Source organism: Arthrobacter sp. SLBN-112, assembly GCF_030944625.1.
GTDB lineage: Bacteria > Actinomycetota > Actinomycetes > Actinomycetales > Micrococcaceae > Arthrobacter.
On record NZ_JAUSXY010000001.1, the window covers coordinates 3,003,107 to 3,023,344 of the forward strand.

A 20,238-nucleotide genomic window follows, 5' to 3' on the forward strand; every position below is an offset into this window, starting at 1 on the left:
CCTCTGCTCACATGCGGTTACCGATACCCAGCGTACCTGATACGCTGGGTATCGTGAATTTCCGTAATACCGGCCTCCCGCTCACCGTCGAGCTGCCGTCTGCCGCCAGTCCAGACGGCCGTTCCGCACGCTGGCAGAGCCACCGCGAGGAGCGGCGCCGCGAGCTGATCAAGCTGGCCCGCAGGGCAGTCCATGCGCTGGGCAGCGACGCGTCCATGGAAGAAATCGCCACGGCGGCCGGAACCTCGAAATCCGTGTTCTACCGCTATTTCGGGGACAAAGCCGGCCTGCAGCAGGCGGTGGGAGAAGTGGTCCTGAGCCAAATGCAGAACCGCATCAAGGAAGCAGCGCAGAGTGCCGTTACTCCGCGGGAAGGGTTGCTGGCGATGGTCTCGGCCTACCTGCAGATGGCAGACACCAGCCCCAGCGTTTATGCGTTCGTCACCAGCTACTCCCCCGGCGAGGCCGCAGACCCTACGCCTTCGGCGACAGGGGCCGGTGCCCTGGGCCACTTCTTCGATGCCATTGCGGACATGATCGCCACGCCGATGCGCTCCCACCTGGGTGATGTGGGGGAAGCCATCATCGACTTCTGGCCCCGGGCGGCAATCGGCCTGGTACGAAACGCCGGCGAGCAGTGGCTCAGCACACCGGACTCCCCCGCCAAGCCAAGCCAGGAAACCATGGCCCGCCACATCACGGCATGGCTGTGTGTTGGCATAGCCCCGGAACTCACCTCTACCCCACCGACCACCAAGTTATCCGCCAAAGAAGGACTGTGACATGACTGACGTAGTGGACCGCACCGCCCGCAGAGGGCTCCGTCCCCCGGCAACCCCGGCAGCCAAACCCGTGGCCGACACCCCCGCACCCGCCGTCGACGTCGCGGCCCTGGGGCGGCAACTCCTGGGAAAGTGGGCCGACGTGCGGCTCCAGGCAAGGGACCTGGCTGCACGTCCGGAACTGCACAAGGTCGAAGGCCTGACACACACGGACCACCGCGGGCGGGTGTTCGGCCAGCTGAAGTACCTGGTGGACAACGAAGCCGTCCACCGGGCATTCCCGGCGGAACTGGGCGGTTCTGACGACCACGGCGGAAACATCGCCGGGTTCGAGGAACTTGTGGTGGCGGATCCTTCGCTGCAGATCAAGGCCGGGGTCCAGTGGGGGCTGTTCGGATCGGCCGTCATGCATCTGGGCACGGGCGAACACCACGCCAAATGGCTGCCGGGCATCATGAACCTGGAGATCCCCGGCTGCTTCGCCATGACGGAGACAGGCCACGGCTCGGATGTGGCCAGCATCGCCACCACGGCCACCTACGACCCCGATACCGAGGAATTCGTCATCCATACGCCGTTCCGCGCGGCGTGGAAGGACTACATTGGCAACGCCGCCACGGATGGACTGGGCGCAGTGGTGTTTGCCCAGCTGGTTACCCGGGGGGTGAACCACGGAGTCCACGCACTCTACGTAGACCTGCGGGACCCGGACACCAAGGAGTTCCTGCCCGGCATCGGGGGCGAGGATGATGGCATCAAGGGCGGCCTTAACGGGATCGACAACGGCCGCCTGCACTTCACCAACGTCCGCGTCCCGCGCACCAACCTCCTGAACCGGTACGGCAACGTCGACGCCGACGGAACCTACACGTCCCCAATTGCAAGCCCCGGCCGGCGCTTTTTCACCATGCTGGGAACGCTGGTCCAGGGCCGCGTGTCCTTGGACGGCGCCGCCGTTGCCGCCTCCAAGCTGGCTTTGAAAGCGGCCATCCAGTACGCCACCGAACGCCGCCAGTTCAACGCGTCCTCCCACACAGACGAAGAAGTCCTGCTCGACTACCAGCGGCACCAGCGGCGGCTGTTCACCCGGCTCGCCACCACCTATGCTGCCGGCTTTGCCCACGAGCAGCTGCTGCGAAAGTTCGACGACGTCTTCTCCGGCGCGCACGATACGGACGCGGACCGCCAGGACCTCGAGACCCTGGCGGCGGCGCTGAAGCCGCTGAGCACCTGGCACGCCCTGGACACCCTGCAGGAATGCCGCGAGGCATGCGGCGGTGCCGGCTTCCTGATCGAGAACCGGTTCGCCTCGCTCCGGGCCGACCTTGACGTCTATGCAACGTTCGAGGGTGACAACACCGTGCTGCTGCAGCTCGTGGCCAAGCGCCTGCTCGCTGACTACGCGAAAGAATTCCGGAACGTGGACTTCGGCGTACTGGCCCGCTACGTGGTGAACCAGGCCGCCGGTGCAGCGGTACACCGCACCGGCCTGCGCCAGGTGGCGCAGTTCGTCGCGGACACTGGGTCAGTCCAGAAGGCCGCGCTCGCCCTCCGCGACGAGGAAGGCCAGCGCGCGCTCCTCACCGACAGGGTGCAGACCATGGTGGCGGAGGCCGGCGCCGCGCTCAAGGGCAGCAAGAGGCTCCCGCAGGACAAGGGTGCCGCCCTGTTCAACAGGCACCAGAACGAACTCATCGACGCCGCCCAGGCCCACGCCGAGTTGCTGCAGTGGGAAGCTTTCACCGAAGCCCTGGACAACGTCACGGACCCGGGCACCCGGACTGTCCTGACCTGGTTGCGCGACCTCTTCGGCCTTTCCCTGATAGAGAAGAACCTGTCCTGGTACCTCATGAACGGGCGCCTCTCCATGCAGCGGGCGCGGACCGTAGGTGGGTACATCAACCGGCTCCTGGAAAAGATCCGTCCGCATGCCGTGGACCTGGTGGACGCTTTCGGCTATGGCGAGGACCACGTCCGCGCAGCCATCGCCACGGGCGCCGAGAAAGTGCGGCAGGACGAGGCCAGGGCGCACTTCCGGAACCAGCGCGCCAGCGGGCAGGCTCCGGTGGACGAGAAGGTCCTTATCGCGAAGACCGCGGCCGGCCGAAAGGGCTGAGCCGCGGACCGCGCCTTTCTGCCGAGAAAGAACGACGGCGCCGCTCCCCTTCCACGGGGAGCGGCGCCGTCGTTATTTCTGCTGTGGGGGCACTCAGCTGGAGGCGGGCAGCACGGAGCGGTACACCTCAAGGGTGGTCTCGGTGATGGATTCCCAGGAGAAGTGCTTCTCGGCACGTTCCCGGCCGGCCTGTCCCATTGCACGGGCGCGCTCGGGATCGGACACCACCTCAGTGAGGGCTGCCGCGAACTCCTTGACGAACTTCTCCGGATCCAGCGGCGTTCCGGTCCCGTCCGTGACCTGCTCCAGGTCCACCAGCAGCCCGGTCCTGCCGTGCTCCACCACCTCCGGGATACCGCCGGTGGCGCTGGCCACCACCGCTGCTCCGCACGCCATCGCCTCGAGGTTCACGATCCCGAGGGGTTCGTAGATGGAGGGGCACGCGAACGCGGTGGCGTGGCTGAGCACCTGGATGAGCTCGTGCCGCGGCAGCATCCGCTCGATGAGGACTACGCCCGTGCGCTGCTTTTGCAGGTCTTCGATCAGGGCGGCGGTTTCCGCAGCGAGCTCCGGAGTGTCCGCCGCACCCAGGCACAGGACCAGCTGAACATCGGCGGGAAGCTTCGCGGCTGCCCGCAGGAGGTACGGGACGCCCTTTTGCCGCGTGTTTCTTCCCACAAAGACAACGCTCGGTTTGGTCGGATCGATGCCAAGGGCGCGGACGGCGTCGTCGTTTTCGTCACGCTGCCACAGCTCGACGTCGATGCCGTTGTGGACCACCCGGACCTTCTCCGGGTCCACGTTGGGGTAGCTGCGCAGGATGTCCTGGCGCATGCCCTCCGAAACGGCGATGATTGCTGCTGCAGCCTCGTACGCCGTCTTCTCCACCCATGATGAGAGGGCGTAGCCGCCGCCGAGCTGCTCGGCTTTCCAAGGCCGCAGCGGTTCAAGGCTGTGGGCACTGAGAACGTGCGGAATTCCGTGGAGCAGGGACGCCAGATGGCCCGCCATGTTGGCGTACCAGGTGTGCGAATGGACCACGTCGGCGCCCTGGACATCCGGCACAATGCGGAGGTCGACGCCCAGGGTCTGCACGGCCGCGTTGGCCCCGCCGAGGTCCTCCGGCACCTGGTAGGACGTCACCGTCGCCCCGTGGTAGTCAGCGTCGCGTGGCGCCCCGAAAGCACGAACCTGCAGGTCAACGTGCTTACTAAGCACCCTGCTCAATTCGGCGACGTGCACCCCGGCGCCACCGTAGATCTCCGGCGGAAACTCTTTAGTCACAATGTCTATACGCACAAGACCCAAGGTAGTCCTTCACGCATAACTGTTCTAGTGTGAAGGAGTCCGGGTGGACCGGACTGTCTTGGGAGTTACGAAGGCGTACAGGAGCGACCACCATGCCGTTGAATAAGAAAGTCCTGGCCATTGTCCTCGCAGGCGGCGAGGGAAACAGGCTGATGCCACTGACGGCAGACCGGGCCAAACCCGCCGTGCCTTTTGCCGGCAGCTACCGCCTCATCGATTTCGCGTTATCCAACCTTGTGAATTCCCGCTACCTGCAGATCGTCGTCCTGACCCAGTACAAGTCCCACAGCCTTGACCGCCACATCTCCGAGACCTGGCGTATGTCCACCCAGTTGGGCAACTACATCGCTTCCGTTCCCGCCCAGCAGCGCGTGGGCAAGAGCTGGTTCCTTGGCAGCGCCAACGCCATCTACCAATCCCTGAACCTCATCCAAGACGCCAACCCCGACATCGTCGTCGTGGTCGGAGCGGACCACGTCTACCGCATGGACTTCGCCCAGATGGTGGCCCAGCACGTGCACAGCGGTGCCAAGGCCACGGTTGCGGCAGTCCGGCAGCCGCTGCACATGGCGGACCAGTTCGGCGTTATCGAAGTGGACCAGAACGATTCCCAGAAGATCGCCGCGTTCGTCGAAAAGCCGGCCAGCACGCCGGGGCTGGCCGCGGATCCTTCCCAGTTCCTGGCTTCCATGGGCAACTACGTGTTCGACGCCGACGCCCTGGTGGCAGCCCTGCATGTGGATGCCGAGCGGCTGGACACCAAGCACGACATGGGCGGCGACATCATCCCCTACTTCGTCAACCGCGGCGAAGCGGGTGTCTACGACTTCACGCTCAACGATATTCCGGGTTCCACCGAACGCGACCGCACCTACTGGCGCGACGTGGGCACCATCGATTCCTTCTATGACGCCCACATGGACCTCATCTCCCCGATGCCGGTGTTCAACCTCTACAACTCCGAGTGGCCCATCTACACCCGGCAGAGCATCTCGCCGCCCGCGAAGTTCGTCAGGGGCGACAACAACACGGTCGGTACGGCCCTGGATTCGATCGTGGCCAGCGGCGTGGTCATCTCCGGCGGCATTGTTGAAGGCTCGGTCTTGTCCAACGACGTCTATGTGGCCACGAGCGCAAGGGTCACGGACTCGGTCCTGATGGACAAGGTGCAGGTTGGAGCGGGCGCCGTGATCAACCGCGCCATCCTCGACAAGAACGTCAAGGTACCGGCAGGGGCCGCAATCGGCCTGGACCCGGACTTGGACCGGGCGCGTGGATACAAAGTCACCGAATCCGGCATCACCGTCCTGGCCAAGGGCCAGGAAGTACCGGAACCGGGCGAGGCCGAAAGGCAGCTGGCGGCGCAACACCTCGGTCTGCTGCCGAAGGCCGTCAAAGCTGCAGCGGACCAGTACCCCGAAGTACTCGAGACTGTGGGCAAGGTTGCGGAGACGCACGCTGCTGCGGCGGCGAAGGCCTCACCGGACGACGCCCGGGTGTCGTGACCGGGTCCTGACGGGAAGAATGTACGGCGGGGGCCGGAGCACCAGGACGGTGCTCCGGCCCCCGCCGTACGCTGTAAAATTTGGCTAATGAGCTCCCCCGATCTGACCCCTGAGGAAATCCAGGCCTGCCTCAAGGTCCTGAACACGATCCACGCGTACGACGAGGAGCACCCCGACTACGTTTCGGTGCGCCGCGCCACCGGGAAGATGTTCAAGGCCGTCAAGCGGCACCGCAGGGTCACCAAGCGCGATTCCATTGCCGAGGCTGACCGGGCAGTCATCGCCCAGACCGCCACCGCTGCCCCGGACCGGATCGACGACGAGACCCGCGGCAACAAACTGGCTCCGTCCGCCACCGGAAACATCGCAGGCCACCTCATCCGGTCCCGCCCGTGCTACATCTGCAAGCAGCACTACACCCAGGTGGACGCCTTCTACCACCAGCTTTGCCCCGAGTGCGCCGCCTTCAGCCACAGCAAGCGCGACGCACGCACCGACCTCACCGGACGGCGTGCACTGCTCACCGGAGGCCGCGCCAAGATCGGGATGTACATCGCCCTCCGGCTGCTCCGCGACGGTGCCCACACCACCATCACCACCCGGTTCCCTAAGGACGCCGCGCGCCGCTTCGCCGCCATGGAAGACAGTGCCGACTGGCTGCACCGGCTGCGGATCGTGGGCATCGACCTCCGTGATCCGGCCCAGGTGATGGCGCTGACCGACTCGCTTGACGCGGCCGGTCCGCTGGACATCATCATCAACAACGCGGCGCAAACCGTCCGGCGTTCCGGCAATGCCTACAAGCCGCTGGTGGATGCCGAAGATGAGCCGCTGCCCCCGGCACTGGAATACGCCAACGGCGGTCCGGAACTGCTGACCTTCGGCCACGCCCACGACAAGCACCCGCTGGCCCTGGCCGGCAGCGTCACCGAGCACCCGGTCCTGGCCGGCGACGCTATCACGTCGCTTGCCCTGTCTACGGGTTCGGCGTCGCTGGAACGGATTGCGTCCGGGACGGCCATCGACGCCGGCGGCCTGGTCCCGGACCTGGCCACCATCAACAGCTGGACCCAGGTGGTGGACGAGGTGGATCCGCTGGAGATGCTCGAAGTCCAGCTCTGCAACGTGACGGCCCCGTTCCTGCTGGTCAGCCGCCTGCGGGGGGCGATGAAGCGCTCCACCGCACGGCGGAAGTACATCGTGAACGTCAGTGCCATGGAGGGGCAGTTCTCCCGTGCGTACAAGGGCCCCGGGCACCCGCACACCAACATGGCCAAGGCCGCGCTGAACATGATGACCCGCACCAGCGCACAGGAAATGCTGGACACCGACGGCATCCTGATGACCGCCGTGGACACCGGCTGGATCACGGACGAACGTCCCCACTTCACCAAGGTCCGGCTCATGGAGGAAGGCTTCCACGCTCCCTTGGACCTGGTGGACGGCGCCGCGCGCGTCTACGATCCCATCGTCACGGGCGAAAACGGTGAGGACCAGTACGGTGTCTTCCTCAAGGATTACAAGCCCAGCCCCTGGTGATGGGCGTATGCTCACGGCATGAGCAACGAGTCATCCAACCAGGTGGAGAACCTGGAACACCACGATTGCTGGGCATTGCTGCGGACAGTCTCCGTGGGCAGGCTCGCCGTACTGGCTGACGGGCGGCCGGATATTTTTCCGGTCAACTACACAGTGGACGGCGGCACGCTGGTGTTCCGCACTGGCCAGGGCACCAAACTCTCCGCAGCAACCGGTGAGGATGCCGCCGTCGCCGTGGAAGCGGACGGCGTGGACCAGGACACAGGCCTGGCATGGAGCGTGGTGGTCAAGGGGACAGCCGCCCTGGTCAAAAATACCGAAGAAATACTCGACACCTCCCGCCTGTACCTGTTCCCCTGGCAGGCGGGACGCAAGGATGCGTTCGTGCGCATCACCCCGGACTCCATGACGGGCCGCCGCTTCAAGGTCACCGATCCGATGACCTGGTGGACACAGATCAACAGTTCCGCCAGGACGGCACCGGAATAGGACGACGGCGGCACTCCCCCGGCCGTGATGGCCGGGGGAGCCGTGGTCAGGCGAGCTGGGTGATCTCCACGCTCACGTTGAGGGCGGACCCGCCACCGCCGGACAAGATGCCCTTCAGCGGAGGCACGTCGCGGTAGTCCCGGCCCCGCGCCACCGTGACGTGGAAGTCCCCGGCAGGTTTGTGGTTGGTGGGGTCCCAGCTGCGCCAGTCCCCGTCCCACCATTCCAGCCAGGCGTGCGACTGCCCGGCGACAGTCTCACCGATCCCGGCACTGGACCGCGGGTGCAGGTAGCCAGAGACATACCGGGCGGGAATCCCGCAGCTCCGCAGTGCACCGATGGCAAGGTGGGCCAGGTCCTGGCAGACACCCTGGCGCTGGCCCCAGGCCTCTTCCGCGTTCGTGGTGACGGCGGTGGAGCCGGACATGTACGTCATCTCGCCGCGCATCCAGGCAAAGACCGCCATGGCTGCCTCATGCGGGTTCTTGCCGGCCACGACGTCGGGAACGATGCCCAGCACTTCTTCACCGGGGCCGCTCAGCCGGGACTGCGGCAGCCAGTCGCTGAAGGTGTTCAGGGTGTCCGGCGACGCCAGAACGTCCCAGCCCACGATGTCCGCCTCGGTGGGGATCTTTTCCGCCCGGTGCACTTCGACCGTGATGTTGGAAACCACCTCGAGATGCTCGTGCGGCATCTGCATGTCGAAGGCCGTAACCCTGGTCCCCCAATAGTCACGGTAGGTGCTGACGGCCGCCTGCGACGGGGACACCTTGACCACGGATTCCAGCACCACCTGCTGGGAGTCCGTCAGCGGCGTCATCCGGGCTTCGTTGTAGGACAGCGTCACCCGCTTGTTGTATTTGTAGGCCGTCCTGTGGACGATGCTCAACCGGGTCATGACACTTCTCCCACCCAGGCAAGTTCGTCCGCCTGATTGAAGTACTTACGGGAAATGGCATCCGAGGCCTGGGACACGGCCTTCTGCACCCGCTCCATATGCTCGGGGAGCTCGGACATGAGGTCATCGGTCCGGTGGAACTCGAGGAAGGTCCGGGCCTGGCCAACGATGCGGCGGGCGTCGTTGATGAACCCCACCCGCTGCGCTGACGGATCAAGCTTCGCCAGGCACTCGTCGGCATCGCGCAATGCGTAGACGATCGACCGCGGGAACAGCCGGTCCAGGAGCAGGAATTCGGCCGCGTGCTGGTCACCGAACGCCGCCCGCCGGGTACGCAGGAAGGATTCGTAGGCTCCAGCGCAGCGGAGCATGTTGACCCAGGACATGCCCGCAGAGAGCACGTCGCGGGTGGACAGCATCCGGGCCGTCATGTCGGCCCGTTCCAAGGACCGGCCCAGCACCAGGAAAAGCCAGCTTTCGTCGTGGCTGACCGTGGTGTCAGCCAGGCCGCTGACCATGGCCGTGCGTTCCAGGGTCCAGTTGCAGAAGCGGTAGGTGCCCACTACGTCCTTGCGGTGCTGGCTCAGCCCGTAGTACGTGGTGTTCAGGCTCTCCCACAAACCGGACGAGACGGTTTCCCGCGCGCGGCGGGCATTCTCCCGGGCGGCACCCAGGGAGCCGGCGATGGACGTGGCACTCGTCTTGTCATAGGCGAGGGCGTGCAGCAGCTCGGGCAGTCCAAAGTCTTCACTCTGCGGCCTGGCGCCCATGACTGCCAGGAGTTCCTGGGCTACGCTCCGGCGTTCCTCCATGGGGAGGTGGTTCAGGCGCTCCAGGTGCACGTCAAGGATGCGGGCGGTGCCGTCAGCCCGCTCCACATAGCGGCCAATCCAAAACAAGGACTCGGCAATACGGCTAAGCATTCGCGGCTACCTCCTGCGCGTCCGGAACAGTGTCAAGAAAATGTACGACGGCGGCCACGTGCCTAAATGTCCGGCTCACTGCTGCTGCTCCGACTGACGGTCCCGCCAGTTGCTTTCCACCGGCCACACGGAGACCCGTTCACGGACGGTGACCGATTGGCGGGGAACAGTTTCCACCGGCATCTGGGGTGAGTCGGCCAGGACCCAGGTGTCCTTTGACCCGCCGCCCTGGCTTGAATTGACGATCAGGGATCCTTCCTTCAGCGCCACCCGGGTGAGGCCGCCGGGAAGCACCCAGACATTCTCGCCGTCGTTCACGGCAAAGGGCCTCAGGTCCACGTGGCGCGGGCCGAACTTGTCCCCGCCGAGGGTGGGAACGGTGGAGAGCTGCAGTACCGGCTGGGCGATCCAGCCGCGGGGGTCTGCGATGACGCGCTGGCGGAGGGCGTCCAGTTCATCCTTGGATGCGTCGGGGCCGATGACCAGGCCCTTGCCGCCGGACCCGTCCACCGGTTTGACCACCAGATCGGCAAGGTTGTCGAGGGTGTACTCCCTGGCCTCCTTCTCCTCGAGGCGGAAGGTGTCCACGTTCGCGATGATGGGTTCCTCGCTGAGGTAGTAGCGGATCAGGTCAGGGACGTAACTGTAAACCAGTTTGTCGTCAGCCACGCCATTGCCCACGGCGTTGGCGATGGTGACGCCGCCGGCGCGGGCGGCGTTGACCAGGCCGGGGCAGCCGAGCATGGAATCGGAGCGGAACTGCAGCGGGTCCAGGAAGTCGTCGTCAATGCGCTTGTAGATGACATCCACGCGCTGTTCACCCGCGGTGGTGCGCATGTAGACGCGGTTGCCGCGGCAGATGAGGTCGCGGCCCTCCACCAGTTCCACACCCATGAGCCCGGCCAGGAGCGTGTGTTCGAAGTAGGCGCTGTTGAACACGCCGGGGGTGAGGACGACGACGGTGGGATCGTCGACGCCGGCCGGCGCGGTTTTGCGCAGTGCGGACAGCAACCGGCGGGGATACTCCTCGACGGGCCTGATGAGCTGCTGGCCGAAGGCTTCGGGCAGGCCCTTGGCCATCGCGCGCCGGTTCTCCAGCACATAGCTCACGCCGGAGGGGACACGGACGTTGTCTTCCAGGACGCGGAAGGTACCGGCGGCGTCACGGACGACGTCGATGCCGGAAATGTGGACCCGGACCCCGCCGGCCGGTTCAAAGCCGTGGACCTGGCGGTGGAAGTGCGCACTGGTGGTCACCAGTTGGCGCGGGATGACGCCGTCGGACACGACGGTCATTTTGTCGTAAACGTCGTTCAGGAATGCCTCAAGGGCGCGCACGCGCTGGGCGACGCCCCGTTCCAGGACGTTCCACTCTGCGGCGGGGATGACGCGCGGCACGATGTCCAGCGGGAAGGGCCGTTCCTCGCCGGCGTAGTCGAACGTGACGCCGCGGTCCAGGAAGGTGCGGGCCATCGAGTCCGCGCGCGCACTCACGTCCGCCAGCGAGAGCTTCCGGAGGGCGTCCGCGACCTGCCCGTACGAGTCCCTGGCCTGCTGGCCGGGGGCGAACATCTCGTCGTAGGCTCCGGTGCGGCCCGCGGCCTCGGAGTAATCCTGGAATAGGTCTGACATGTCCAATAGCCAACCATCTTTTTGTTTCGAATTCATTACTGCCATCCATTCTGGCGTGTTGGCACCGATGGCCCGGTTCGTACTTTACGGGCCTCTTCGGGCACAGTAGGTGAGTGCCAGACAGCAGAAGCCTCCCAGCGCCCGGCCACGGCGGTTCCCGGCACCCGCTGGTGCGGTTCATCGCAGGCTTCCTGACCGCGGCCGCCGCCGTTGCTGCCGCGTTCCTGGTGCACGGGCTGGTACCCGCGCTGCCCGCCATGACCATGGCTGTGGTCCTGGGCGTCCTCGCCGCCAACCTGCCCGGAACGGGTGCCTGGACCGCGGGCCGCGCCCGGCCTGGGCTGGATTTCGCGGGCAAGCATTTGATGCGTGCCGGGATCGTGGTCCTGGGCCTGAAGGTCAGCATCATGGACGTCCTTCACCTGGGGTGGGCGGCACTGGTCCTGATCGTGGCCGTCGTGGCCGCCAGTTTCGGCGGGACCTACGCCATCTCTCGACTCTTCCGGTTGCCGCCGGTGACATCACTCCTGGTGGCCACCGGGTTCTCCATCTGCGGCGCCTCGGCGATCGGCGCCATGGCCGCCGTTCGCCGCATCCGGCACGCTGACACCGTCCTGCCGGTTGCCCTGGTGACACTCTGCGGAACCCTGGCCATCGGGGTCCTCCCCCTGCTTTCCCATCCGCTGGGGCTTTCGGCGGCGGTCTTCGGCGCCTGGACGGGCGCCTCGGTGCACGATGTCGGCCAGGTGGTGGCCACGGCGCAAACCGCCGGAAGCGCGGCACTGGCGATCGCCGTCGTCGTCAAGCTCACCCGGGTCCTGCTGCTGGCCCCCGTTGCCGCGGTGGCGGGCGCGCACCATTGGCGGGGCGCCCGGCCCCCGGCCGACTCGGACGGCGGGACGTCGAAAAGGCCGCCGCTGGTGCCGTTGTTTGTCCTGGGGTTCGTTGCCATGGTGGCGCTGCGTTCCACAGGCTGGCTGGCCCCCGGCTGGCTCGAGGCCGGAGCCACCGTGCAGGACATTCTCCTGGGCGCGGCTTTGTTCGGGCTGGGCTCGGCAGTGCGGATCCGCACGCTGCTGCACACAGGAGGGCAGGCGCTCCTGGCGGCCCTCGCCTCCTGGCTCCTTATTGCGGTGCTGGGCCTCGCTGCCGCCTTCGCGATCGCGGGCTGAGCCAATCAAACGGCACCGTGATTAGATAGCCGGGTGTCACATGAGAATCTGCAGCGCCGCGAAGCCGCTGAACGTTCAGTCCTGATCAGCACCACCAGCTACGACATCTCGCTGGACGTGCGGCAAGCGGCGGATCCGGCCGTCGCCGGGTACACGAGCCGCAGCGTCATCAACTTCACGGCCTCCGAGCCGGGCGCCGGCACGTTCCTGGATTTCATTGGCAGCGACGTGCACAGCGTGTTCCTTAACGGCAAGGGCCTGCCGGTGGCGGACGTGGTGGATGGCGCCCGGATCCGGCTGGACAACCTGCAGGCCGAGAACCAGGTGAGCGTTACCGGCACGGCGTTGTACAGCCGCTCGGGCGAAGGCATGCACCGGTTCGTGGACCCGGCAGACGGCCAATGCTACCTGTACACCCAATACGAACCGGCCGACGCACGCCGGGTCTTCGCCAACTTCGAACAGCCCGACCTCAAAGCCACCTACACGTTCCATGTGATGGCACCGGCCCACTGGCAGGTGGCCTCCAATGGCGCCGAGGTGAACCGCACCCTGCTGACCAGCGATCCCGCCACCGCGCGCTGGGACTTTGCCACCACGCTGCCCATGTCCACCTATATCACCACGGTCCTGGCCGGCCCCTACTTCAAGGCAGAGGACCGCTGGGAGGCAACGCTCGACGACGGCACCCGGCTCGACGTGCCCCTCGCCCTCTACTGCCGGGCATCCATGGCGGATTCCTTCGACCCGGAGGCACTGTTCGGGCTGACCAAGGCAGGCCTGGACTTCTTCAACCGCCTCTTCGACTTCCCGTACCCATGGGGCAAGTACGACCAGGCATTCGTGCCCGAGTACAACCTTGGCGCCATGGAAAATCCCGGACTGGTCACGTTTACGGAAAGCTACGTATTCACGTCGCGCGCCACCGATGCGCAGTACCAGGGCCGGGCCAACACCCTGATGCACGAGATGGCCCACATGTGGTTCGGCGACCTCGTGACCATGCAGTGGTGGGATGACCTGTGGCTGAAGGAATCGTTCGCCGACTACATGGGGACGCTCGCCGTTGACCGGGCCACGGACTGGGACACAGCCTGGGTCAACTTCGCCAACAAGCGCAAGGCATGGGCTTACGTCCAGGACCAGCTCCCCACCACCCACCCGATCGTGGCGGACATCCCCGACCTGGAAGCCGCCAAGCAGAACTTCGACGGCATCACCTACGCCAAGGGCGCCTCGGTCCTGAAGCAGCTGGTGGCCTACGTCGGCTTTGACGCCTTCATCGCCGGATCGCGGGAGTACTTCCGCAACCATGCTTACGGAAACACCACGCTGGCGGATCTCCTTGAGGCCCTGCGGTCCGCCTCCGGCCGTGATCTGTCCGGCTGGGCCCAACAGTGGCTGCAGACGTCCGGGATCTCCACACTGTCGCTGCAACTGGCCGCCGGGGGTTCCGACGACGGCCCCCTGGCCGGCGTGGCCATCGTCCAGGAAGCGGTGGACCCGGTCACTGGACGCGAAGAGCTGCGGCCACACCGCCTTCGCATCGGCTCCTACGATTTCGACGACGAAGGCGCCCTGGTCCGCACCGGCAGCATCGAAACCGACGTGGCCGGCGCCAGGACGGAACTCCCCCAGTTGGACGGACAGCCACGGCCGGCCCTCATCCTGGTCAACGATGACGATCTGACATACGCCAAGGTACGGCTCGACCCGGCTTCCTTGGCGACGGTACGCGCATCACTGGACCGGATCGTCGATCCCATGGCCCGCGCCCTCTGCTGGACGGCCCTGTGGAACTCGGCCCGCGACGCGCACAGCCCTGCAGCCCTCTATGTCGACGCCGTAGCCGCCTTCGCGCCCGCCGAGACAGGGATCGGCGTCCTGCTGAACATCCTCGACAACGCGGCCACCGCCGTCGAACACTACACGCCACTGGCCACCAGGGACTCGGTCCGCGCGTCCTTCCTCGCCACCGCTGTAGCCGAACTGGACCGGGCCACGCCGGGCTCGGACCAGCAGCTGGCCTGGGCGCGGACCCTGGCGGGCCTCAGCAGGCACGATCCCGCCGTGCTCCCCCGGCTCCGCGGCCTGCTGGACGGCTCTGCTCCCGTGGCGGGCCTGGCGGTGGACGCTGAGCTGCGGTGGCAGCTGTGGCACGCGCTCGCCGCCAACGGACAGTCCACCGCTGCCGAACTCGATGCCGAACTTGTCCGGGACACCACAGCCTCCGGCCGCGCCGGGCACGCCACGGCCATGGCATCCCGCCCGGACCTTGCCGTGAAGGAAGCGGCATGGGACGCAGCCGTGCATGGAAACGAGCTCTCCAACCAGTTGCTGACAGCCACCATCAACGGTTTCACCACGGCACCGGCCACGCTGCTGGAGCCGTTCATTGGCCCGTACTTTGATTGCCTGCGATCCATCTGGGATGAGCGGAGCATCGAAATCGCCAGCCGGATCGTACGGGGCCTCTACCCGTCATCCCAGGACCTGGCGGAGGGCGCGGCCCCGGAAGAGCATGCAGTTCTCCGGCGGACCGATGACTGGCTGGCGGCCAACCCGGACGCACCGCGCGCCCTGCGCCGGATCATCATCGAACAGCGAAGCCATTTGCTCCGGGCGCTCACGGCGCAGGCCGCCGGCGTACCATCATCGATTGCTCCCCGCCCCCGCCCTCGCCTCGCAAGCTCGGCCAGGGAACCCTAAGGGCGTGGGCCCACGTAACTGTCGTTTTCCCCGCCCAAAACGACACGTACGGAGCAATGGACGGGTCTGGTGAACCCGGTATGGCGCGGGTTACGGGACCCGGTAGAGCCATTCCTCGGTGCCGAACTTCGCTGCCACGCGGTCCACGGCTGCGGCGAGCTCGTGCCCGGCCAGCTGTGACGGGGCAGCCCCGTAGCGCTCACTGAACACCTCGATCATTGCCTCGATGATCGCCATCCGGGCAAGGCCGGTCTGCCGGCGCAGCGGGTCAACGCGCTTCTTGGCGCTTCGGGTGCCCTTGTCCGAGAGTTTCTCCTTGCCGATCCGGAGGACCTCAACCATCTTGTCGGCGTCGATGTCGTAGCTCATGGTCACGTGGTGCAGCATCCCGCCGTTGGCCAGGCGCTTCTGCGCGGCGCCACCGATCTTCCCCTGGTCCGTGGCGATGTCATTGAGCGGGACGTAGAAGGCATTGATGCCGAGCTTCTCCAGCGCCGCCATGACCCAGGTGTCCAGGAAGGGGTAGGAGTCGGCGAAGCTCAGCCCGTCCACCAGGGTTTGCGGCAGGTAGAGCGAGTAGGTGATGCAGTTGCCGGCCTCCATGAACATTGCCCCGCCGCCGCTGATCCGCCGCACCACGTTGATGCCGTGCTTGGCCACGCCGTCGGGATCCACCTCGTTCTGGACGGACTGGAAGCTTCCGATCACCACGGAGGGCTCCTGCCAGTCCCAGAACCGCAGGGTGGGTGTCCGTTCCCCGGCGCCGACGGCCTCGGTGAGCACCTCGTCCAGGGCAACGTTGATTTCCGTGGGGAGGACTGTCGGCGCAATGACGTTCCATTGGTGGTCCGTCCAGGAGGTTGCCTTGGCAAGTGCGCGGCGGACGGTCACGGCCACGGCGTCCGCGGAAAAGCCGAACAGGACGGCCCCGGCCGGAAGCGCAGCGGTGACGGCCGCGGCGAGGTCTGCCGCCGTCGTCGTCTCTGGCAGTCCGGTCAGTGCCCGGTTGATATCCTCCAGGGCCTCGTCGGGTTCCAGGAAGAAATCGCCGCTGACGGAGACGTCCGCCAGGGCGCCATCCTCGACCTTCAGGTCAACCACAACGAGCTTGCCGCCGGGGACCTTGTATTCACCGTGCAGCCGCTGGGCGCCGGCAGGATCAGTGGCTGGAATGGGCTGGCTCATGCTTCCCATCCTGCCCCAGAAACCGGGTGCGCGGTTAACGCAGGACGCCCGCACCTTTTCCGGTGCGGGCGTCCTGAGAAAAGCTTGGGCGAAGGAATTACTTCTTGCCGCCGAAGCCCTTGAAGCGAGCGTTGAAGCGCTCAACGCGGCCTGCAGAGTCCATGATGCGCTGCTTGCCCGTGTAGAACGGGTGGGACTCGGAAGAGATTTCGACGTCGATGACCGGGTAGGTGTTGCCGTCTTCCCACTCGATGGTCTTGGAGGAAGACACGGTGGAGCGGGTCAGGAACTTGGTGCCGGAGGCCAGGTCGTTGAAGACAACAGCTTCGTACTTCGGGTGGGTATCAGACTTCATAATTGGACCTTTGTTCGCGCAACTGGATTTTGCCAGTTGCCAGGTATGAATGGGATGGCTGGGATCTGCCGGATCAGCTGAAGCTGAAAAAGCAGGACAACCAGCTATCAATCATAGCCCAAGCGGAGGGGGCTTACGAACCAGCGCCCCCCGAAGGCGCAGGTCACCCGCGTGCGCGCAACTCCCAGAATGCCACGGCCGACGCAGCAGCCACGTTGAGGGAATCCACGCCATTGCGCATCGGGATTTTGACGGCGAGGTCGACGGCGGCCAGGGTGCCGGTGCTCATGCCTGCGCCTTCGGTGCCGAGCACCAGGGCGAGCTTGTCCGGATTGCGGGCTGCCACGGCGTCAACATCCTCCGCGTCCGGCGTCAGCTCCAATGCCGCAACGGTGAATCCGTGGTCCTTGAGCACCTGCAGGTCCCCGGGCCAGTCCTGCAGGCGTGCCCAGGGCACTTGGAAGACGGTGCCCATGCTGACCCGGACGCTTCGGCGGTAGAGCGGGTCGCCGCACCGCGGCGAGACGAGCACGGCGTCGATGTCCAGGGCGGCGGCGGAGCGGAAGATCGCACCGACATTGGTGTGGTCCACGATGTCCTCCAGCACGGCCACGCGGCGCGCACCGGCGAGGAGCTCCGGCAGTGGCACCGGGGCGGGGCGCTGCATCGCTGCCATCGCCCCGCGGTGCAGGTGGAAGCCGGTGATTTCCTCCAGCAATGCGGCCGAGCCAATATAGGCGGGAACGTCAGGGTAGGCCTGGAAGACATCGTCAAGGTCCGCCATCCACTTCTCTGCCAGGAAGAATGAGCGAGGCGTGTGGCCGGCCGCCAGGGCCCGGCGCAGGACCCGCGACGATTCGGCGATGTACATCCCCTCGACCGGCTCGCGGAGCTTGCGCAAGTGGACGTCGGTCAGCATGGTGTAGTCGCTGACGCGCGGGTCATCGGCGGATTCGAGGTAGTGGAAGGTCACCGGGTGATTATTTCAGCAGGTTGGCGATCATGACGCCCAGGGCCACGATGCCCAGGCCGAAGATCACGGCCCGGAGGACGCGCGGAGAGAGCTTCCGGCCAACCTTGGACCCCATCAGGCCGCCGATGGTGGAACTGACGGCGATCAGCAGCACCACCAGCCAGTTGATCCGGTCAAAGGCGAAGACCAGGTAGGAGATGGCTGCCACCATGTTGACGCCGAGGACCAGGATGTTCTTCATGGCGTTGGCATTCTGGATGGTCCCGGTGAGGAACACCCCGAGGATGCCTACCAGCAGGATTCCCTGTGCGGCAACAAAATATCCGCCGTACACCCCGGCCAGGTACACCAGCACCACCAGGAGGACCCCGTGGCGCTTGTCCCGCACGGCATGCTCCGGATTGGCCTCGCGGTTGCGGACCCAGTCCTGGAGCCTGGGCTGGAAAACAACCATCAGCAGCGCGAGCACCAGGAGCACGGGTGCGACGTAGTGGAACACCTGTTCGGGCAGGTGCAGCAGCAGCCACGCCCCGGTGACGCCGCCAAGGACCGACGCCGGCAGCAGGCGGAGCACCTGGCGGCCCCGGCCTGCGAGCTCCCTTCGGTAGCCGAATGCACCGGCAGCGGTACCTGCCACAAGTCCCATGGCGTTGCTCATCGAGGCCACGACCGGGGCCACCCCAAGAGCGATGAGGACAGGGAAGGTGACAAGAGTCCCGGAGCCAACTACTGCGTTGATGGTGCCGGCCCACAGGCCGGCGATGAACACAATGGTGCTGCTGAAGAATTCCAAAACGGTGAGCGGGCGTGTTCTAGCGGCGCGCTGTTGCGGTGTAACGGCCTGCGTTTTCGGACACGTCCAGGGGAAGGCCGAAGGTGGTGCTCAGGTGTTCTTCGGTCAGGACCTCGGTGATGGGCCCGGCGGCCACCACGCCGCCGTCGCGCAGCAGCATGGCGTGCGTGAACCCGGGGGGCACTTCTTCAAGATGGTGGGTGACCAGGACCATGGCCGGAGCGGCTTCGTCACGGGCAAGCTCGCCAAGCTTGTGGACCAGTTCTTCGCGGCCGCCGAGGTCCAGGCCGGCGCCCGGCTCATCCAGCAGGAGCAGCTCGGGATCGGTCATCAGGGCGCGGGCGATCTGGACGCGCTTCCGCTCCCCCTCGGACAGGGTGGCGAAGGTCCGGTTGAGCAGCGGTCCCATGCCCCAGTCGTTCAAGAGCCGGAAGGCGCGCCGTTCGTCGTCGCGTTCATATCCTTCCCGCCAGCGGCCGGTTACACCGTACGCCGCGGTGACAACCACGTTGAGGACGTTTTCATGCTCGGGGATATGGGTGGCAAGGGCGGCCGAGGAAAGGCCAATGCGCGGCCGGAGCTCGAAAACGTCCACCCGGCCCAGGACTTCGTCAAGGATGCCGGCGGTGCCGCTGCTGGGGTGGAGACGGGCTGCCGCAATCTGGAGGAGGGTGGTTTTGCCGGCGCCGTTGGGGCCCAGGATGACCCACCGTTCGCCCTCGTTGACCTGCCAGTCAACCTTGTCCAGCAGGGTTTTCTTACCTCGGACAACGCTGACGGAGTCCAGTTCCAGAACATCACTCATAGGAATAGACACTAGGACAAAAAAGATGATGACTGATAACCGGCGTGAAGGTTCCCGGGAGGCCCCTGGAGGCGGGCGCGCAATGAATTCAGGGGACCCCGGTGCCGCTCGATAAGATTGCAGGCATGACTTCGAACGTGACTGCGGTCAGCTATGGCCAAAATTTGACCTCCAACGGGCTGGAGCAGCTGCGTTCCGTCCTTGCCTCACAGGGCGCCGAGGTGCTATCCGAGACTGGACTGGATGATGGCCGCTACCAGGTGTCCGTTGCCGAACTCGCCCTTCCCGACGCCACGGCAGCCGGGCTGGCGGACCTGCGGCGGGCCGTGGCGGAGTCCGCGATCGAGGGTTTTGACACCGCCCTGGTGCCGGCAGGCCTGCGCGCCGCCGAGCGGAAGCTGCTGATCATGGACGTCGATTCCACCCTGATCCAGCAGGAGGTCATTGAGCTCCTGGCCGCCTACGCCGGCAAGCGGGAGGAAGTGGCCGCCGTGACCGAAGCCGCCATGCGCGGAGAACTGGATTTCGCACAGTCCCTCCACGCCCGGGTGGCCGTCCTCGCGGGGCTGCCGGCCGACGTCGTCCATTCCGTCCGCCACGAAGTGAAACTCAGCGAAGGCGCCGCTGAACTGGTGGCCGCGTTCAAGGCCGCAGGCCACGTGGTGGCCGTGGTGTCCGGCGGCTTCAACCAGATCCTCGCGCCGATCGCCGCGGACCTTGGCCTGGACTACTGGCAGGCCAACGAACTGGAAATCGTGGACGGCGCGCTGACCGGGAAGGTGCTCGGCGCGGTGGTGGACCGAGCCGCGAAGGAGAAGTACCTGCGCGAATGGGCTGCAGCTGAGGGCATCGCCCTGGAACACACCGTGGCCGTGGGCGACGGCGCCAACGACCTGGACATGCTCGGGGCCGCCGGCATCGGGGTGGCGTTCAACGCCAAGCCGGCCGTGAGGGCGGTAGCGGACGCTGCAGTGAACATGCCCTACCTGGACGCCGTCCGCTACGTCGCTGGCGTCTGAGTCACTGTTAACCGACTGATGGGCCCCGCCAAGCG

General features: G+C 66.1%; 17 protein-coding genes. 8 read left to right on the forward strand and 9 right to left on the reverse strand.

The window, feature by feature from the left end; translation table 11 throughout:
• The first annotated feature begins 11 nt into the window (after positions 1 to 11).
• Positions 12 to 782 carry a TetR/AcrR family transcriptional regulator gene (locus QF050_RS14105; protein WP_374121529.1) on the forward strand — a complete coding sequence of 257 codons (771 nt, stop codon included), beginning with the start codon at positions 12 to 14 and terminating at the stop codon, positions 780 to 782.
• A gap of 1 nt (position 783) precedes the next feature.
• On the forward strand, positions 784 to 2,898 hold the full coding sequence (locus tag QF050_RS14110) for an acyl-CoA dehydrogenase (protein ID WP_308930973.1): 2,115 nt from the start codon (positions 784 to 786) through the stop codon (positions 2,896 to 2,898).
• A 93-nt stretch (positions 2,899 to 2,991) separates the two neighbouring features.
• On the opposite strand, the gene glgA is transcribed toward QF050_RS14110, so the two are convergent.
• Positions 2,992 to 4,197 carry a glycogen synthase gene (gene glgA / locus QF050_RS14115; RefSeq protein WP_308930974.1) on the reverse strand — a complete coding sequence of 402 codons (1,206 nt, stop codon included), beginning with the start codon at positions 4,195 to 4,197 and terminating at the stop codon, positions 2,992 to 2,994.
• A 101-nt stretch (positions 4,198 to 4,298) separates the two neighbouring features.
• Between glgA and glgC the strand changes: the two genes are divergently transcribed.
• The 3 genes from glgC to QF050_RS14130 all read left to right on the forward strand — a co-directional run bounded on the left by glgC (position 4,299) and on the right by QF050_RS14130 (position 7,739).
• Positions 4,299 to 5,711 carry a glucose-1-phosphate adenylyltransferase gene (gene glgC, locus QF050_RS14120; RefSeq protein WP_308930975.1) on the forward strand — a complete coding sequence of 471 codons (1,413 nt, stop codon included), beginning with the start codon at positions 4,299 to 4,301 and terminating at the stop codon, positions 5,709 to 5,711.
• 87 nt (positions 5,712 to 5,798) lie between these two features.
• Positions 5,799 to 7,250, forward strand: a complete 1,452-nt coding sequence (locus tag QF050_RS14125; protein WP_308930976.1) for an SDR family NAD(P)-dependent oxidoreductase — start codon at positions 5,799 to 5,801, stop codon at positions 7,248 to 7,250.
• 18 nt (positions 7,251 to 7,268) lie between these two features.
• Entirely contained in the window at positions 7,269 to 7,739 is a 471-nt protein-coding gene (locus QF050_RS14130; RefSeq protein ID WP_308930977.1) for a pyridoxamine 5'-phosphate oxidase family protein, read from the forward strand.
• A gap of 46 nt (positions 7,740 to 7,785) precedes the next feature.
• On the opposite strand, the gene QF050_RS14135 is transcribed toward QF050_RS14130, so the two are convergent.
• The 3 genes from QF050_RS14135 to QF050_RS14145 form a co-directional block, all read right to left on the reverse strand.
• Positions 7,786 to 8,637: a transglutaminase family protein gene (locus tag QF050_RS14135; protein WP_308930978.1), complete on the reverse strand. Its 852-nt coding sequence runs from the start codon at positions 8,635 to 8,637 to the stop codon at positions 7,786 to 7,788.
• Positions 8,634 to 9,560: an alpha-E domain-containing protein gene (locus tag QF050_RS14140; RefSeq protein ID WP_018761308.1), complete on the reverse strand. Its 927-nt coding sequence runs from the start codon at positions 9,558 to 9,560 to the stop codon at positions 8,634 to 8,636. The genes QF050_RS14135 and QF050_RS14140 overlap by 4 nt, the downstream gene beginning before the upstream one ends.
• A 75-nt stretch (positions 9,561 to 9,635) precedes the next feature.
• A complete protein-coding gene (locus QF050_RS14145) occupies positions 9,636 to 11,192 on the reverse strand; it encodes a circularly permuted type 2 ATP-grasp protein (RefSeq protein WP_308930979.1) in 1,557 nt (518 codons plus the stop codon).
• Positions 11,193 to 11,359: 167 nt separating this feature from the next.
• Between QF050_RS14145 and QF050_RS14150 the strand changes: the two genes are divergently transcribed.
• Positions 11,360 to 12,364: a YeiH family protein gene (locus tag QF050_RS14150; RefSeq protein ID WP_374121571.1), complete on the forward strand. Its 1,005-nt coding sequence runs from the start codon at positions 11,360 to 11,362 to the stop codon at positions 12,362 to 12,364.
• A 33-nt stretch (positions 12,365 to 12,397) separates the two neighbouring features.
• A complete protein-coding gene (gene pepN, locus QF050_RS14155; protein ID WP_308930980.1) occupies positions 12,398 to 15,073 on the forward strand; it encodes an aminopeptidase N in 2,676 nt (891 codons plus the stop codon).
• A 90-nt stretch (positions 15,074 to 15,163) separates the two neighbouring features.
• On the opposite strand, the gene QF050_RS14160 is transcribed toward pepN, so the two are convergent.
• From QF050_RS14160 to QF050_RS14180, 5 genes are all read right to left on the reverse strand, one after another.
• Positions 15,164 to 16,258 (reverse strand): lipoate--protein ligase family protein, encoded by a 1,095-nt coding sequence (locus QF050_RS14160; RefSeq protein WP_308930981.1) that lies wholly within the window; start codon positions 16,256 to 16,258, stop codon positions 15,164 to 15,166.
• 97 nt (positions 16,259 to 16,355) lie between these two features.
• On the reverse strand, positions 16,356 to 16,613 hold the full coding sequence (locus QF050_RS14165; RefSeq protein ID WP_018761303.1) for a type B 50S ribosomal protein L31: 258 nt from the start codon (positions 16,611 to 16,613) through the stop codon (positions 16,356 to 16,358).
• 163 nt (positions 16,614 to 16,776) lie between these two features.
• On the reverse strand, positions 16,777 to 17,586 hold the full coding sequence (locus QF050_RS14170) for an RNA methyltransferase (protein ID WP_308930982.1): 810 nt from the start codon (positions 17,584 to 17,586) through the stop codon (positions 16,777 to 16,779).
• Positions 17,587 to 17,593: 7 nt separating this feature from the next.
• The gene (locus QF050_RS14175; protein WP_308930983.1) at positions 17,594 to 18,379 is read right to left on the reverse strand and encodes a sulfite exporter TauE/SafE family protein; all 786 of its coding nucleotides are present in this window, start codon (positions 18,377 to 18,379) and stop codon (positions 17,594 to 17,596) included.
• 19 nt (positions 18,380 to 18,398) lie between these two features.
• Positions 18,399 to 19,184, reverse strand: coding sequence for an ABC transporter ATP-binding protein (locus tag QF050_RS14180; RefSeq protein WP_308930984.1), 786 nt, complete (start codon positions 19,182 to 19,184; stop codon positions 18,399 to 18,401).
• Positions 19,185 to 19,309: 125 nt separating this feature from the next.
• Here QF050_RS14180 and serB point away from each other — a divergent pair, with 125 nt between their 5' ends.
• Entirely contained in the window at positions 19,310 to 20,203 is an 894-nt protein-coding gene (gene serB, locus QF050_RS14185; RefSeq protein ID WP_308930985.1) for a phosphoserine phosphatase SerB, read from the forward strand.
• The last annotated feature ends 35 nt before the right edge of the window (positions 20,204 to 20,238 follow it).

Bases quoted from the DNA above. Each gene is read 5' to 3' on its own strand.
- QF050_RS14105 (WP_374121529.1), top strand. From the start codon at position 12: ATGCGGTTACCGATACCCAGCGTACCTGATACGCTGGGTATCGTGAAT.
- QF050_RS14130 (WP_308930977.1), top strand. From the start codon at position 7,269: ATGAGCAACGAGTCATCCAACCAGGTGGAGAACCTGGAACACCACGAT.
- QF050_RS14110 (WP_308930973.1), top strand. From the start codon at position 784: ATGACTGACGTAGTGGACCGCACCGCCCGCAGAGGGCTCCGTCCCCCG.
- glgC (WP_308930975.1), top strand. From the start codon at position 4,299: ATGCCGTTGAATAAGAAAGTCCTGGCCATTGTCCTCGCAGGCGGCGAG.
- QF050_RS14135 (WP_308930978.1), bottom strand. From the start codon at position 8,637: ATGACCCGGTTGAGCATCGTCCACAGGACGGCCTACAAATACAACAAG.
- QF050_RS14160 (WP_308930981.1), bottom strand. From the start codon at position 16,258: ATGAGCCAGCCCATTCCAGCCACTGATCCTGCCGGCGCCCAGCGGCTG.
- QF050_RS14180 (WP_308930984.1), bottom strand. From the start codon at position 19,184: ATGAGTGATGTTCTGGAACTGGACTCCGTCAGCGTTGTCCGAGGTAAG.
- QF050_RS14145 (WP_308930979.1), bottom strand. From the start codon at position 11,192: ATGTCAGACCTATTCCAGGATTACTCCGAGGCCGCGGGCCGCACCGGA.
- serB (WP_308930985.1), top strand. From the start codon at position 19,310: ATGACTTCGAACGTGACTGCGGTCAGCTATGGCCAAAATTTGACCTCC.
- QF050_RS14165 (WP_018761303.1), bottom strand. From the start codon at position 16,613: ATGAAGTCTGATACCCACCCGAAGTACGAAGCTGTTGTCTTCAACGAC.
- QF050_RS14140 (WP_018761308.1), bottom strand. From the start codon at position 9,560: ATGCTTAGCCGTATTGCCGAGTCCTTGTTTTGGATTGGCCGCTATGTG.
- QF050_RS14125 (WP_308930976.1), top strand. From the start codon at position 5,799: ATGAGCTCCCCCGATCTGACCCCTGAGGAAATCCAGGCCTGCCTCAAG.